Source organism: Pseudarthrobacter sp. 05T312 (genome assembly GCF_056396685.1).
Window position 1 is genome coordinate 38,033 of record NZ_JBFTLY010000014.1, and the last position, 14,084, is coordinate 52,116.

Sequence of the window (14,084 nt, forward strand, 5' to 3'; positions counted from 1 at the left end):
TCCTTAAGCGTTGCGTCGGGCGGCCAGGGCGGCGGCCGCGGTGATACCCAGCGTGCAGGCGTTGCCGCCCAAAACCCGGGTTTCGTCGTCGGCCGGGAGCCCGGCGGCCTGCACCTCGTCCACAGGGAGGTCGGATCCCATGTCGAACGGGTAGTCCGAGCCGAGCAGCACCTGCTCCGGACCCGCGGCGGCCACGAGAGCCTGCAGTTCAGCGGGGCTGTGGACGAGCGAGTCGAAATAGAGCTTCTTCAGGTAGGACGACGGCGGCTGGGCGCAGCCGTGTGCCTCGGGGCGGACCTTCCACGCGTGGTCCGAGCGGCCCAGGGTGGTGGGAAGGTATCCGCCGCCGTGCGCTGCCACAACCTTGAGCTCCGGGTGGCGGTCCAGGACGCCGCTGAAGATCAGGTGGGACAGGGCCACCGCATTTTCGGCGGGCTGGGAAACGGTGTTGGCTAGGTAGAAGCGGTCCAGCCGCTCGTCCAGCGAGCAGCCGAACGGGTGCAGGAACACCAGGGCGCCCAGTTCCTCGGCGCGGCCCCAGAACGGTTCCAGCCGGGGATCGGACAGTTCCACGGTGCTGCGCTCCGGGTCCTCGGGGGTGGCGGCGAACGATCCGATTTCGACGCCGAGCAGTCCGCATTCCAGCACGGCGTGCTCCAGGGTTTCCACCATCAGGGCGGGGTGCTGGAGCGGGACCAGGCCTAGGCCGTTGAGCCGGTCCGGCGCGCGGTCCACGAACTCCCGCACCGCTTGGTTGGCGGCCTTCGCCAGTTTGAGGGCCAGCTCTTCCCCTGCGAAGTAGTAGAAGTGCGACGGCGACGGGGAGACCAGCTGAACGTCCACCCCTTGGGCGTCCATGTCTGCGAGCCGGCGATCCAGGTCCGTCAGCTGGGGCCAGCGTTCCTTGATCATCCTGCCCGACGCTGCCATGGACTCCGGCCCGTTGCGCCGCAGTTCCAGGGCCTGCTGGGCGCCGAAGCCGTCGGGATCCGCCTCGGCCACGAGCTGCTGCAGGGCCGGAAGCAGGATGTGGGCGTGGACGTCAACGGTGGCGACGTGAACAGAATCGATGCTCATGCTGGCTCCTTCATCGGACGGCGATCGGGTTGACGGGGGAGCCAACGGCGCCGGTGATGGGGAGCGGGGCTGCGGTGAGCAGGAAGTCGTACCTGCCGTCCGCCGCGCAGGCTTCGGCCAGCCCGTCCGGGTCCCACATTTCGCCCAGGAACAGGCCAAGGTTGGGGATCGCGATCTGGTGCAGGGGCTGGAAGGCGGTGTCGAATTCGTTCGGACGGACCTCGAAACCCCAGGTGTCGGTGGCGATTCCGGCGATTTCGTTGCGGTGCAGCCAGGGTGCAGTAGTGAAGGACAGCCCCGGGGCCGACCCGCCGGCGTAGTCTCCCCAGCCGTCGCGGCGGACCCGCGTGTACTGTCCGGTGCGGATTATCACGATGTCGCCCCGGCCCACGGTTGCGCTGGGGCCTTGGAGTTCGATGGTCCGCTGGAGGTGTTCCGGGGTGATGGCGAATCCGTCCGGCAGTTCGCCGTCGTTCCTTCCCAGTTCGGGGCCGAGCGCCCGGCCGACGTCGAGCAGCACGCCGCGCGTGACGATCTTGGCGGCGGCGGTCTCGATGCCGGTCACGAGGTCGCCCTCCGAGGTGACCACGTCGCCGGCGGCGCGGCCGTTCCAGGCCTTGCCCTGGTCGAAGATGTGGCCCAGGCCGTCCCACTGGGTGGAGCACTGCAGTGGCATGGCGATGAAGTCGTCCGCGCCTCCGATGCCGTGCGGGAAGCCCTGGTTGCCGCGTTCGGCGTCCACCCCGGTGTCCGTCATGGTGTGGACGGGGTTGGTGCGGCGGCGCCAGCCCTTCTGCGGGCCGTTGGTGTCGAACGGCTGGGACAGCGAGAACGCCTCGCCCGTCTTCACCAGTGCCGCGGCTTCAATTCGCTTGCCGGCGTCGATGTAGTTCAGGGTGCCCAGGACGTCGTCCTGGCCCCAGCGGGCCCAGTTGTTGTGGGCCTGCGCCATGGCCCGGATGCTGCCGAGCGGGTCTTCACGCCGGATGACCGGGGAATCAGTTGATTCCCCGGTGCCGGTGGTCAATGCAGTGTCCTGGGTGGTCACCGGACGCCTTCTCTTGTGGTTTCGTCCTTGCAGTGGATGAGTTGGGTGCCCAGGCCCGTGATGGTGCCTTCCATAACGTCCCCGTCCTGGAGCAGGCGGCCCCAGTGCTGGCCGTTGCCCGCGGGGCTGCCGGTGAGCACCAGGTCGCCCGGGCGCAGCGGCATGATCTGCGACGCCTCGCTGACCAGCTTGGCCACACCGAAGATCATGTCCTGCGTGGACTCGTCCTGCATGGCTTTGCCGTTGAGCTTCAGGGTGACCTGGACGTCCTGCGGGTCGCCGAAGAACTTGGCGGGCACCAGCAGTGGCCCGGTGGGCAGGAATCCGGGGGCGTTTTTGGCGCGGTACCAGTCCGAACCGATGGCGGGCATGTCCTTGCGGAAAACGTATTCGCGGGTGGTGATGTCGTTGACCATGGTGTAGCCGAAGACGTACTCCAGGGCTTCCTCGGGGGTGACGCGGAACGCCGTCTTTCCGATCACCGCCGCCAGTTCCAGTTCCCAGTCGTGGGACTTGGAGTAGGACGGCAGGGTGAGGTCGTCCGTGGCGGAGGCGATCGCCGTCGGAAGGCCGATGAAGAAGTACGGCGTGCCCTGGCCTGCGCGCTTGTCCATCATGGCGGCGGTCTTGGCGCGCACTTCCTCCTCGTCCTCGCCGGGTTCGCGGTGGGCTGCGGCAAGATCGATCACGTGCTTGCGGTAGTTCGCGCCGGTCTGCAGGACCTGCGCGGGCTCCACCGGAGCAAGGATTTCGACGTCGGCCAGCGCCAGGCCGGTGTCCTCGCCCGCCGAGGCGGCCAGGCTGTCCAGTTGGGGTTCGGTGGTGTCCCAGTGCTCGATCAGGGAGTTGATGTCCCCGTCCAGCGGCAGGACCCGGTCCTCGACCAGCAGGCCCGCGCGGGCCTTGCTGTCGCCGGCTTCCTGGAACCGGATGAGTGCATAGGTTTCAGCCATGGTGTCTTAGCCCCGGCCCTGCTTGGCGTACGGGTTCAGGAGCGCTTCCTTCATTTCCGGTGATGCGCCTTCTTCGGTGGCGGTGAAGCCCTCGGCGGGCGGGAAGGATTCGGTCATGGAGTGCGGCATGGCGCCGTTCTTGTAGAAGTTGTTCGAACCTTCGGACGGCTTCCAGGTGTTGGCTTCCCAGTCCGGGACGTAGTTGCGGTAGCCGCCGGAGTTGAGCTCCACGCGCAGGCCGGAGGGGTCGCGGAAGTAGAGGAAGTTCTGCTCGCCGATGCCGTGGATGGAGGGGCCGTATTCCATCGGGGTCCCGTTTTCCATGAGCACATCCGCGGTGCGGAGCAGATCCTCGTGCGAATCTACCCAGAAGGCGATGTGGTTGACGCGGCCGGCGCGCTTGGAGGTGTCCAGGACAACGCCGAGGTCGTGGGACTTTTCGTTGGTGGTGAGGACGGAGAACACGGTGATGGGTGCTTCGTCCAGGTCGGTGAAGGCCATGACGCGGAAGCCCAGGGCTTCGTTGTACCACTTGGCGAAGCCGCGGACGTCGGAGGACGCTACGGTGACGTGGTCCAGGAAGCGGGGGGCGGCGGCGTGGCTGCTGCGGCGTTCCGGGCGGTCCGGGTAGGTGGATTCGAAGCCGGGCTCGGCCACGAACTTTTCCACGTCGTAGAACAGGCGCATGTGGTGGCCGTAGGGGCCGGTGAATTCGTAGGCCTTGCCGTAGCCGTGGCCGCCGGCGGTCCAGGTGCCCTGCACGCCGGTCGCTTCAACGCGCTGGGCTGCGGCTTCAAGGGCTGCCTGGGAGTTGGTGCGCCAGGCCATCCGGCCCAGGGACGCTTCGGGGCCTTCGGTGATCACCAGGCTGTAGCGGTAGTAATCGCCCCAGCAACGCAGGTAGACGTTGCCGTCCACCCGGTCGATGATGCGCATGCCGAACTTTTCCTCGTAGAACCGTGCCGAAGCTTCGACGTCCGGGGCGGTGATCTCGAGATGGGCAAGATGGGAGAGGGGAGTTTCCACGATGAAGTCCTTCTGGTTACTGGCTGCGGTCTGATTGGTGCAGGTCCTGTAACCACAGTGCGACACCTCAGATATCCAGGGGAAGACGACTTTTTCTATAGCGGCCATACGCGCCGTGGATGGTAAAGGCAGTCGTTCGCGATGCACTGAGATGCAAGGATCCTCATTGTTGATTCAGATTTTGGAACCCAGAACGGGTCTCTCCACGTTTCATTGCCTGGTTGTGCACACCGGCGGAGAACTCGTTTTTATTCGTCGCAACCCTGGTTCGGAGAGATTTCCCAGCCGCAACCACGTTCGCACAGCGGCACCGTTCCGGCCGCTCCGCCAGGAAACGCCGCGAGGCTCTCGAACACCAGCGTTTTTAGGCCAAGCCGCCTCACGTGCAGGGGACGTTCTGGTCTGAAAGTGCTGACACACACGTACCCGATACGTGGTCCCCACCGGCGACGCAACCCTCGTCCTGCCAGCCTGAGTACCAGGCTTCTCTCCAAAGAAAAGGTCAGCACGAGTTGACCGGCCGTCTTGTATGGGCATGCCCTGCCGGGACGACTTTCTGGCGGCGATCAAAGTTTTTGCCGTCAACTAGCCCGATTCGACGATGGCCCTCGATGAGATCTCTGGCGAAGGCGGCTACGGGAAGGCACGGGTGGAGCATAGGCCTCTGCCCGGCCTGCTATCGAGCCATCCTTGCGTCAGGGGACTGCTATGGTCACTACCGCTGGAGCGGTGGGCGGATCGCTTGTGAGGAGATTTTTCGAGGTAACGGCGCGGGAAACGCAGCAGGCCATCTTCGTAGTGGCGGTCTGCTGGCGAGTGCTGTAGAAGACGTCCCGGTGGTCTATGGTGCCGTCAAGCTCGAGGATCCGGACCTCGCAGAGTCCGCATTCGCCCTTGCGGCAGCCGAACATCATGTCCGCACCGGCATCCTCTAAGGCTTCAAGCATGGAGTTGTCCTGTCCCACTTTGATTTCCAGTCCTAATGTGGGGACCTTGACGATGAATTCTTCAGGCTGGTACCAGCCGCTGTTGCCGAAGGTTTCATAGCGCAGGTTGGGGTAGTTGAGTCTGGCTTCGGTCCAGGCACGGCGGACGGCGTCCATAAGCCGGATCGGGCCGCACATGTACAGCTCAGTGTCGGTCGTGGCGCTGGCGACGAGCTGCCTTACATTCAGGGGTGTTCCCTCATCGTCGACATGAACAACCAGATTCTCACCATGGAGTTGCTGCAGCTCGTCCAAATACGCCATCGCGGCACGGCTGCGGCCAGCGTATACAAGGGTGTAGTCCAGACGCAGGTTTTTCAGGATCCTTGCCATGTTAATCATGGCGGTGATGCCAATACCTCCGGCCAGCAGGATGTACCGCGCAGCTCCTACCCGAAGTGGGAAGTTTTGCAACGGTTGTGTGATCTCCAGTTGGTCCCCGGGCTGAAGGGTGTGCATAAAAATCGAGCCGCCGCGGGACAGAGGCGTCTTCAGGACGCTGATAGCGAGGCGCCTGCCACCCTCGTTTGACTCCACGACCGAGTAGGATCGCCTGTCTTCACGGCCGTCGATGCGGACCCTCACGTCGATATGTGAACCAGGTTCCGCGTTTACAGGGAGCTCTGGCGCGAGCACAATCCGCTGGATGTTGGTAGCGACGCTGCCCACCTCAACAACCGTCCCGTATTGCCAGACCTCTGTGTTTGTTGCTGCCATGTCTATTTCACCTGTTCAATTCTTGCCTGCCTCGCGTTAGGCGAGGGGGACGAGACGGCCTTCGGATTCGAGCTGGCGCTCGATCAGGCGGCGAACCCACATGCCGCCTGCGTCGATGTTCAGGTTGTAGAACTCGTAGTCGGAGTTGGCATCGATGGCAGCCTGTTGGGCCGTGAGCATTGCTTCATCCTCCCCGAACACGCCATGGACGCCCTGCCGCAGCTGAGTGGTAATCAGCTGGCTGTCCAGGCGGTAGTTCCGCATGAAAGCCCAGAAGTAGTGGCAGGACTTATCGCTTTCCGGTGTGATGGCATTCATGACGAATCCGTTGACTCCCTGGCTTCTGTCGCCCTCAAAGGCTCCTGTGCCGGCTTTGGCCACTCCTACGTCGATGTTGATAACTGATGGGGATCGATAGGTGATGATTTGCCAGCGATCCACCTTCCCTTCGAAACCCGGAAATTTGTCCCGCATGTTCTTAAGCCAGAACGGCGGTGCGTCGATGTTGAACATCCAGCGTGTGACGGTGACGGTGTGGTCGTCGTGTGTAACCACGAATTCAGACTCGCTCAGCTCATCCTGTCCGATGGAAGAGGAGTGGATGAATTCCTCGTGCGTGAGGTCCATAAGGTTGTCCAGCACCAGCTGGAAGTTGCACGGTGCGTAGATCGTTTCACCGTCCCCTGCCCACTGAGGAGAATCCAGCTGGTGCATGTCGGGAACCAGGTCAGGGTCAGCCAATGTTGGGTCCCCGAGCCAGACCCAGACGTAGCGGTAGCGCTCCACCACGGGAAAGGATGGAACAGTAGCGCTTGGGTTGATGGTTTCCTGGGCCGGCATGGAGACGCAGCGTCCGGCTGAGTTGTACACGATGCCGTGGTACGGACACTGGATGCCATCCTTGCCGACCGTCTTGCCGAGGGATAGCGGTGCGAGCCTGTGCCAGCAGGCGTCGGCAAGTGCCGCGGCCTTGCCGTCCTCAGTGCGGTAAAGCGCCAGGGGGCGGCCGGCGACTTTACGCGACAGGGGGTTGCGTGTGACTTCCTTGTCCCATGCGGCGACGTACCAGACATTCAGGGGGTAACCGAGGACCTTATTCGTTGTGGAGCTCTGGGCGCTGACAGCCGTCATGGTTTTCCTTAGATGTAAAAGGGCTTCAGCTGCACTACCGCAAACCGGGCAGAGGAGACAGCAAGCCGAAATAACTATCACGATAGTTAGTATGGTGGGTCACAGAATATCTATCGATATAGTTATTGGCAACAGTCGGAGTGAAAGAGGTTGTGTGAGTCTTCGATATGCGTTGCTGGCGCTGTTGACAGTAGAACCCATGACGGGCTACGACCTGTCCAAACGCTTTGAATCTTCCGTCGCCTATGTATGGCATGCACCTGATTCGCAGATTTACCCCGAGTTGAGGCGGATGGAGAGGGATGAGCTTCTAACCGGGGAGGAAATACCTTGGGGCCCGAACAGCAGGAAGACGCAGTATCGGATAACTGCAGCAGGCATCGCAGCACTCCGCGAGTGGATGAACACCCCACTGGAATACTCCCGGGAGCGGGATCCGGTGCATCTGAAGGCGGCGTACCTGGAACTGGCCGACCCGAAGGCTGCGCGGGCGCACATGCAGGCCCACATCGACTACCACACCCTCCGCCGGGAGCAGTGGGCGGCCATGATCAACGAACTGCGGACCGGCACCAATGTGATGCTAACTAAGCGCCTCGCCAAGACGCCGGAGTCAGACCGGCAGCGCACTACCGCTTACAAGATCTTCACCTATGAGGGCTTGATCGCCCGCGCGCAGACGGAAATAGAGTGGGCACAACGCGGTCTGAAACTGATCGATTCACTAGACGAAGCTCCTTGACGAGGAGCCACGCCAGGGACCGCTTCTATGCCCGGAAGGTGGAATGATCCACACCTGCTTCCCATCGAGACGCTTCACAGAACCTGTTGGTCCTCGCATATGCTCCCGCGTTGTCCCGGGCGGGCGGTAACCGGTCCCGGACAACCCTGTGGGGATGAAGAACATGGCCTGAACCTTGCTGCCTGACTTCAGCGCCGCCATGACGACGACTGCTGGGTATAGATCCGACGCATACCGTGCATAAGAACACTCGTCTTCCGCGCGAGATGTACTAACAGAGAAGGTAGTGGTGACAGCTCCCGGCTCCGAACTCCGGGACGATCTCCGGGGACTGGCTTCAAGGCACGGACCGGTAGCCAATGGACGAGGGCATCATTCCGTAAGCCCTTTCCACAGGTCCGTGTGGTAGATGCTGGTCCGCCGGCTACCTCGCTTACGGGGGATCCCAAATCAAAAAAAGAAGGGGCAGTTTTATGCACCAAGGTGAAGGGTCATCCAGCGGCTGTGGCAGCAGCGGCACGGGGACACTGCCCCTGGCTGCTGTCGGTGACACAAGTCCGGCTCCCAGGCCTGGCTCATCGGGCCCGGGGCCCATTTCTTCGCAAACACGGTTGCGGTGGGGCATTGCCGGGACGGGCGGCATTTCTCAGCAGGTCGCCGCGGACCTCTCCTTGGTCAGCAACGCAACCATCGCCGCTGTCTCCAGCCGTCATGCGGAGACTGCCCAAAAGTTTGCCCGGACTTTCAGCATCCCCGCTCATGGTGATGACTACCTCAGCATGCTCGACTCTGACATTGATGCTGTTTACATCGGGACGCCACACGTAACCCATTTTGAGTATGCCCGCGAGGCCCTCACGCGGGGCCGCCACGTCCTGTGCGAGAAACCGATCGGATTGAACGCGGCCGAGGTCAGGGAACTTGCCGGCATCGCCGCGAAATCGGGAGTTTTTTTGATGGAGGCGATGTGGATGAAATTCAATCCCCTCTACCTCCGGCTTCAGGAAGTCATCGGTGGCGGAGCGATCGGCGAGGTCCGGGGTATTAGGGCTTCCTTCGGCGCGCCATTCCCTGAAGATGACTCAAGCCGCTGGAAGCCCGGGGGTAGCTCATTGCTGGACCAAGGCATCTACCCCGTAACCCTTAGTCACATGTTCCTTGGTACCCCCTCAACGATCACGGCCGCCGGCGTAACGCGCGAAAACGGGATTGATGTGAGTGCAAACTTCACGCTCAACTATCGCAATGGAACTTTCGCCCAGGGTGCCAGTTCCATGGTTAACTTCCTGGACCAGTCAGCATCTCTGTCGGGAACTACGGGTTGGATCACGATGGACGCTGGGTTCTGGTTCGCATCGCAGTTCACGGTGCACCGTTTCAGTATCGAAACCGGTGAGACGACTGAGACCTTTAAGACCAAGCGGGAGGGGAACGGCTATACACCAATGCTCCGCGAGGTGACTGCGGCAATCCTTGATGGTAAACGCGAACACGCTCTCCACAGCCTGGACGAGACTGCACGGATCTTTGACACGCTGGATGAAATTCGTCGTCAAATCAAATACTTACAGACTGACCAGCAATAAGCGGGAGAGACCACACTGAGAATTCCCGCTGCCCGCCGCGGCTTCACGGTAGGTTACGCACCACCGCTCTTAGGCTACGAGTCCACTGGTTCCCCGGAGTCTGTCTCGATGTGGGCCCGTACATGCGTGCCGTCATCACTGAGCCAGCCCTTTCCGGCCGCGTACACAAGCATGTTGGCAAAGCGATAGTTCCAGCCCATGCCGATTCGGCCGGTGCACTCACTCCTGATCCAGTCGACTGAGACGAGGACGTCCTCGTGGTCGAGTTTTCCGGCCGAAGCAGTCTGGAGGAGGGCGGGCAGGTTTGCTCGGGCTTCCTTCGCCAACAACAGCTTGAAGCTGCTGCAGTCATCCGGCTCGTCCAACGCTACTGACCCGGGACTGACCCGTACCTGCATCTCTTGATCTCCTACGAACTCGTGCCACGCTTTGCTGGTTCAACTATGCCCAGAGTCGGCACCTGCCGGAAGGCGAGTTTGTTGATAGGCGGTATCGACGGTATGGATGGCGAGTAAGAGATTAGTTGGATTGTTGCAGGGAAGCGTGGAGGTATGAGGCCACCATACCCGCCAGATTCGCTGCTATTTCTGGCCAGGGCAGGTTGCCGCTGCCTTCGACGGTACTGCCCAAACCGAGCCGGCGGGCGACGACGCTGTAGACAACGTTGAAGCACCAGTCGATGTCCGCCTGCTCTAGATCTTCTCCTGGCCATTGTCGCAGAACCGTGGTGAAGTGATCGGCAAGTGCACCATAGGAAGCGGTACCGCGCTGGGAGAGTGTTTCGTCGTTGGATCCACGCAGCATGAAGGGCCGGAGGATGTCTGCGTAGCGGCACAGAACCTCGATGATCTGATCTATGGCCTCCCGGGCAACGGAGCGAAGGCCTGCCTCAGGATGCCGGGGCAATGACTTGAACAAATGCTCGGTGACGGCGTCGATGTCGTCCATCTTCCGCCCGTGAGCCACCCGGAGCAGTTCGTCCTTGCCTTCGAAACGTGCGTATATGGAACCGATCGAAACTCCTGCCCGGGTGCTGACATCGGCGAGGGTAAATTCATCGCTGCCGTATTCCTGGAGCAGTGCCAGGGCCGCCTCGATCGTTTTCTCAAACGATTGACGGCTCCTGGCCTGCTTTGGCTCCCGATGCGTGGTTTCTGCTGGGGTCACAACCTGATCCTACAAAGGATGCCAGGATCAGCGGCATGGCGGGCGACGCGCAGCTCCCAATCCCCGTGGGGCACGGTCCAGGATGAGGTTGCGGTGTTCCAGCGGCGGAATCCGAATGGATCAACTGCAATCTGGACTTCCCGCTGTTGTCCGGGTTCGAGGTGCACGGCAGCGAAGCCCATGAGCCGCGATTCCGGCTCTCCGTCAGCCCTGCCGTAGATTTGCACCACGTCCCGGCCTGGGGTGTCACCGCTGTTGCTCAGTATTACGTGGGCCGCGACGCCACTGACGCCCTCTTCAGGACCACCAATTCTGGGATGCGCGGCAGCAACGGCGGCTTCGAGCACTTCGAACCGGGAGTATCCAAGTCCGTAGCCGAAGGGGTAACGAGGCGCCTGCCGGGATGCCTGGAAATGCCGGTACCCGATGGGTTCGCCTGCGGAATAGTCCAATGTCAGCTCAGCGTCCAGGCTTGTTCCCCAGCCAGGAATGTCCTCGTTCCGTTGGGGGAACGTCACAGGGAGCCTCCCCGTGGGTGCCGCGTTACCGGTGAGTACGGATGCAAGGGCCCGCCCGAATTCCTGGCCTGGGAACCAGGCCATCAGCAGGGCTTTGACTTTGTCGGCCCATGGAAGCAGTACCGCCCGTGATGCATTCACCACCACGACAGTCTCCGGATTGACGTTAGCCACTGCTTCAACCAGCCGGTCAGCCGATGGTTCAAGTGCCGCGGTCGTCCGGTCAGCGCTTTCCCTTGACGAGCTCTGCTCGTCCCCGACGATCACCACAACGGCATCAGCACGTGCAGCCAGGTCTACGGCTTTTTCCAGAGGGTCGTGCGTGCTTTCGGGAGCTGCAACAGCGGTGATGGCCTGGACCCTGCCCGGTTCGAAGGCCATTTCGACGACCACCTCGATGTCGCCGGCCGGCAGGTCAAGGACGACCTGTTGGGTTTCGGCGCGGGCTACGACGCCCATCACGTCATCAGGGGCCGGCGGTGGAACGTCCAGGACCCCTTTCCCGTCGACGCGAAGGGATGTCAAACCGGTACCGCCGGCGCCCAGCTGCCACCGCCCGGCAGCAGACAGCCGCAGCCGGGCGGTGATCCTGGCCCGGCCGGGGACGCCGGCGCCGAGGCCGGGAACAGGACCAAACCATACGAACGAGGAGGCCTGCCTGACCTCACGGTAGAGAATTTCCTCGGTTTCGGCCGAGGCGGGAGGAAGAATCTCCAAGAGAACACCTGGTGTGCCGTCTGGGGTGGTGGATCCGATTTCTGTCAGCGGCTGCGGCGATGAGCTTCTGGTTCCAGGCTCGTAGAGAACCTCAACATCTGGACCAAAGGCACTCCGGAGGGCTTCCAGTGGTGTCACCAGTTCCCCTTCCGGTCGGACGGTGGCAAACGTCCCGCCTTGGAAGCAGGGTTTGGTTGCATTCGGGCCCACGATGGCCAGTGTCCGGAGCGTTGAAGGGTTCAGGGGAAGCACCTCGTCCCTGTTCTCCAGGAGCACGAAGGATTCAGCCGCGGCCCGTGCCAGCAGGTCCCGCTGCTCGCTTGGGGTGCGGAGGCGGGCAGGGACAGGGGCATGCCAACCGGTGCGCCGTCCCGTTCGTTCGGCAAGCCGGGTAACGCGTTTCACCGCGTCGTGCAGCCGTGATTCGGGGACAGTACCTTCGGCAACAGCATCAGCGAAACGGGTGCCGAGGAACGTTGCAGGTCCCGGCATTTCCAGATCCAGCCCGGCGCGGGCGGCAGCTACGGTACTGTCCACGCCGTACCAGTCAGACACGACGACCCCGTCGTACTTCCATTCGTCCTTGAGGATGCCGATCAGTTCTCCGTGCTGGGAACAGTGCGTTCCGTTCACCCGGTTGTATGCCATCATCAGCATCCATGGATTCGCCTGGCGGACAGTGGCTTCGAAGGGGCGCAGGTATGTTTCGCGCAGCGACACGGGGTCGACTTTGGAGTTCATCCGCCGTCGTTCCGTCTCTGTGTCATTCGCGACGACGTGCTTCGTGCAGGAACCCACGCCCTGGGACTGCAGCCCGTTGACCCAGGCTGCACCGAGTACACCTGTCAGGTAGGGGTCTTCAGAAAACATCTCGAATCCGCGCCCGGTAAGTGGTGAGCGGGGCAGGTTCAGGTTTGGTCCCAAGATCGCCGATACGCCTCGTTCCAGCCCCTGTTGTCCGATCAGCTCACCAATCTCGGTTACCAGGTCGAGGTTCCAGGTGGCCCCGAGTGCGGTGCCGGAGGGCATCATGAGGGAGGTGTCCCGCTCGTCCATGGCTTTACTGACGATTCCCAGGGGACCGTCGAGCAGAACCATCTCCGCAACCCCGAGGTCCGGGCTCGCCGTGGTGCTCCAGCCGTTGAGCCCTCCCGTCAGCTCCGCCCCGGAAAACTCGGTACTGCCGATTTCGTCTCCGGCCGTAGAAGCCTCCGCTGCCGGGCCCCTCGTCACAGTACTGCCGCCTTTTCGGCTTCTGCGGTTTCACCCGCGGCTGCCATCAGGGGGAGGACCCGTTCAGAAAACAACTGCATGGATTGCCGGGTGAAGCGGCGGCGCTCTTCAGTCAGTGGACCGCCCATGAAGGCCATGAGCACATTGCCGATGCCGAGGTCCGCGTATTTCTGCAATTCTGCTGCGACTGTTTCGGGGCTGCCGTAAAGGCACCACGTCCCTTTGTAGCCCTCTGTCCGCGCATCCGGTGTGGGGCGAAGATCCACACCACTGATGGCTTCGGCAGCCTTGTTAGCCGCGTACTCATGTTCGACGGTTTCCTGGTATTGCTCCAAAATGATGTCCATTTCGGCGGCTGCCTGCTCGTCTGTTTCGGCGATGTGAACGTGCTGGTAGGAGTGTGTGGTCCATTCCAGGGCCGCTGCAACTGTTTCGTCTGAATGGCCGGCGGCCTCCAGGGCGGTGCGGTAGGTGGCGAAATTCTTTTTCACCTGCTCATATGCGTTTCCGCTGTCAATCACTGGCGGGGTGAAGCCGAGGATGAAAGCCGGCTGGGCCTTCTTGGCCGCCCGCTCCACGCTGGTGGGTCGGGCGGCGACGGACATGACCCGTGGTTCGGGCCTGGTGTAGGGCGTCGGAACGATCCGTGAGACCACCGCGCCGCTGTAGTGGCCGTTGTCGAAGATGACCGGCTCGTCGCCCGGCTTTTTCGCCCACAGCTTTTCGGCGATTTCGAGGTTTTCGTTGGCGAGGCGGGAACTGTCCTGGTATTTGACGCCGAAGCCAATCATTTCTTCCGGGGTGGTGCCGCTGCCCACGCCCACGAGGAGTTTGCCGTCAGTCAGCTGGTCCAGCAGGGCCAGCCGCTCTGCAAACCGCACCGGGTGGTGCAGGGCGAGGGTCTGGACCGAGAAACCGAAGTGCATCCGCTCCAGCCTGCCGGCGAGGTATGCGGCGAACACGAAGGGATCGCTGGCCGGTGGTGCATAGCCGGTGAAGTGGTGGTCGGGGAGGAAGACGGCGTCGAAGCCTTTTTGCTCGGCATCTGTGGCGTGCTCGACCATGGCTTCCATGACCGGGCGGTCTTCTTCCGGGCCGCGGGAACGGGAAGTGAGGAACAGGGAAAAATGCATGAAAACTCCTGGGATGGGTTGGTGCGGAACCGGTTCGGCCGCGCCGCTTG

Annotated in this window: 12 protein-coding genes; 2 read left to right on the forward strand and 10 right to left on the reverse strand. The window is 62.4% G+C overall.

Translation table 11 applies throughout. The features are described from left to right. Nucleotides 1–3: 3 nt before the first annotated feature. The 6 genes from AC1DIP_RS16135 to AC1DIP_RS16160 form a co-directional block, all read right to left on the reverse strand. Nucleotides 4–1,077, reverse strand: coding sequence for an amidohydrolase family protein (locus tag AC1DIP_RS16135; RefSeq protein WP_477734332.1), 1,074 nt, complete (start codon nucleotides 1,075–1,077; stop codon nucleotides 4–6). Nucleotides 1,078–1,087: 10 nt separating this feature from the next. Beyond that, nucleotides 1,088–2,125, reverse strand: a complete 1,038-nt coding sequence (locus AC1DIP_RS16140) for a cyclase family protein (RefSeq protein ID WP_477734333.1) — start codon at nucleotides 2,123–2,125, stop codon at nucleotides 1,088–1,090. Beyond that, nucleotides 2,122–3,078 carry a fumarylacetoacetate hydrolase family protein gene (locus AC1DIP_RS16145; protein WP_477734334.1) on the reverse strand — a complete coding sequence of 319 codons (957 nt, stop codon included), beginning with the start codon at nucleotides 3,076–3,078 and terminating at the stop codon, nucleotides 2,122–2,124. The genes AC1DIP_RS16140 and AC1DIP_RS16145 overlap by 4 nt, the downstream gene beginning before the upstream one ends. A 6-nt stretch (nucleotides 3,079–3,084) precedes the next feature. Further along, entirely contained in the window at nucleotides 3,085–4,104 is a 1,020-nt protein-coding gene (locus AC1DIP_RS16150; RefSeq protein ID WP_477734335.1) for a VOC family protein, read from the reverse strand. A gap of 695 nt (nucleotides 4,105–4,799) precedes the next feature. Further along, nucleotides 4,800–5,807, reverse strand: a complete 1,008-nt coding sequence (locus AC1DIP_RS16155; protein ID WP_477734336.1) for a PDR/VanB family oxidoreductase — start codon at nucleotides 5,805–5,807, stop codon at nucleotides 4,800–4,802. A gap of 36 nt (nucleotides 5,808–5,843) precedes the next feature. Then, nucleotides 5,844–6,938 carry an aromatic ring-hydroxylating oxygenase subunit alpha gene (locus AC1DIP_RS16160; RefSeq protein ID WP_477734337.1) on the reverse strand — a complete coding sequence of 365 codons (1,095 nt, stop codon included), beginning with the start codon at nucleotides 6,936–6,938 and terminating at the stop codon, nucleotides 5,844–5,846. 154 nt (nucleotides 6,939–7,092) lie between these two features. Here AC1DIP_RS16160 and AC1DIP_RS16165 point away from each other — a divergent pair, with 154 nt between their 5' ends. Together AC1DIP_RS16165 and AC1DIP_RS16170 are read left to right on the forward strand one after the other, a co-directional pair. Then, nucleotides 7,093–7,680, forward strand: a complete 588-nt coding sequence (locus AC1DIP_RS16165; protein ID WP_477734338.1) for a PadR family transcriptional regulator — start codon at nucleotides 7,093–7,095, stop codon at nucleotides 7,678–7,680. Nucleotides 7,681–8,291: 611 nt separating this feature from the next. Continuing rightward, nucleotides 8,292–9,266 carry a Gfo/Idh/MocA family protein gene (locus AC1DIP_RS16170; protein ID WP_477734339.1) on the forward strand — a complete coding sequence of 325 codons (975 nt, stop codon included), beginning with the start codon at nucleotides 8,292–8,294 and terminating at the stop codon, nucleotides 9,264–9,266. Between the two features lie 74 nt (nucleotides 9,267–9,340). Here the strand turns inward: AC1DIP_RS16170 and AC1DIP_RS16175 are convergent, their stop codons facing one another. From AC1DIP_RS16175 to AC1DIP_RS16190, 4 genes are all read right to left on the reverse strand, one after another. Further along, entirely contained in the window at nucleotides 9,341–9,664 is a 324-nt protein-coding gene (locus AC1DIP_RS16175; RefSeq protein WP_441871075.1) for a hypothetical protein, read from the reverse strand. Nucleotides 9,665–9,785: 121 nt separating this feature from the next. Next, nucleotides 9,786–10,433 carry a TetR/AcrR family transcriptional regulator gene (locus AC1DIP_RS16180; RefSeq protein WP_285244091.1) on the reverse strand — a complete coding sequence of 216 codons (648 nt, stop codon included), beginning with the start codon at nucleotides 10,431–10,433 and terminating at the stop codon, nucleotides 9,786–9,788. Next, nucleotides 10,430–12,901, reverse strand: a complete 2,472-nt coding sequence (locus AC1DIP_RS16185) for a beta-glucosidase (RefSeq protein ID WP_477734340.1) — start codon at nucleotides 12,899–12,901, stop codon at nucleotides 10,430–10,432. The genes AC1DIP_RS16180 and AC1DIP_RS16185 overlap by 4 nt, the downstream gene beginning before the upstream one ends. Next, complete coding sequence (locus AC1DIP_RS16190; RefSeq protein ID WP_477734341.1) at nucleotides 12,898–14,034, reverse strand: LLM class flavin-dependent oxidoreductase; 1,137 nt, start codon at nucleotides 14,032–14,034, stop codon at nucleotides 12,898–12,900. Before AC1DIP_RS16190 ends, AC1DIP_RS16185 begins: the two co-directional genes overlap by 4 nt. Between the last annotated feature and the right edge of the window lie 50 nt (nucleotides 14,035–14,084).

Excerpts from the sequence above, each read along its gene's own strand:
- AC1DIP_RS16145 (WP_477734334.1), bottom strand. The coding sequence starts at position 3,078 with ATGGCTGAAACCTATGCACTCATCCGGTTCCAGGAAGCCGGCGACAGC.
- AC1DIP_RS16175 (WP_441871075.1), bottom strand. The coding sequence starts at position 9,664 with ATGCAGGTACGGGTCAGTCCCGGGTCAGTAGCGTTGGACGAGCCGGAT.
- AC1DIP_RS16155 (WP_477734336.1), bottom strand. The coding sequence starts at position 5,807 with ATGGCAGCAACAAACACAGAGGTCTGGCAATACGGGACGGTTGTTGAG.
- AC1DIP_RS16190 (WP_477734341.1), bottom strand. The coding sequence starts at position 14,034 with ATGCATTTTTCCCTGTTCCTCACTTCCCGTTCCCGCGGCCCGGAAGAA.
- AC1DIP_RS16160 (WP_477734337.1), bottom strand. The coding sequence starts at position 6,938 with ATGACGGCTGTCAGCGCCCAGAGCTCCACAACGAATAAGGTCCTCGGT.
- AC1DIP_RS16135 (WP_477734332.1), bottom strand. The coding sequence starts at position 1,077 with ATGAGCATCGATTCTGTTCACGTCGCCACCGTTGACGTCCACGCCCAC.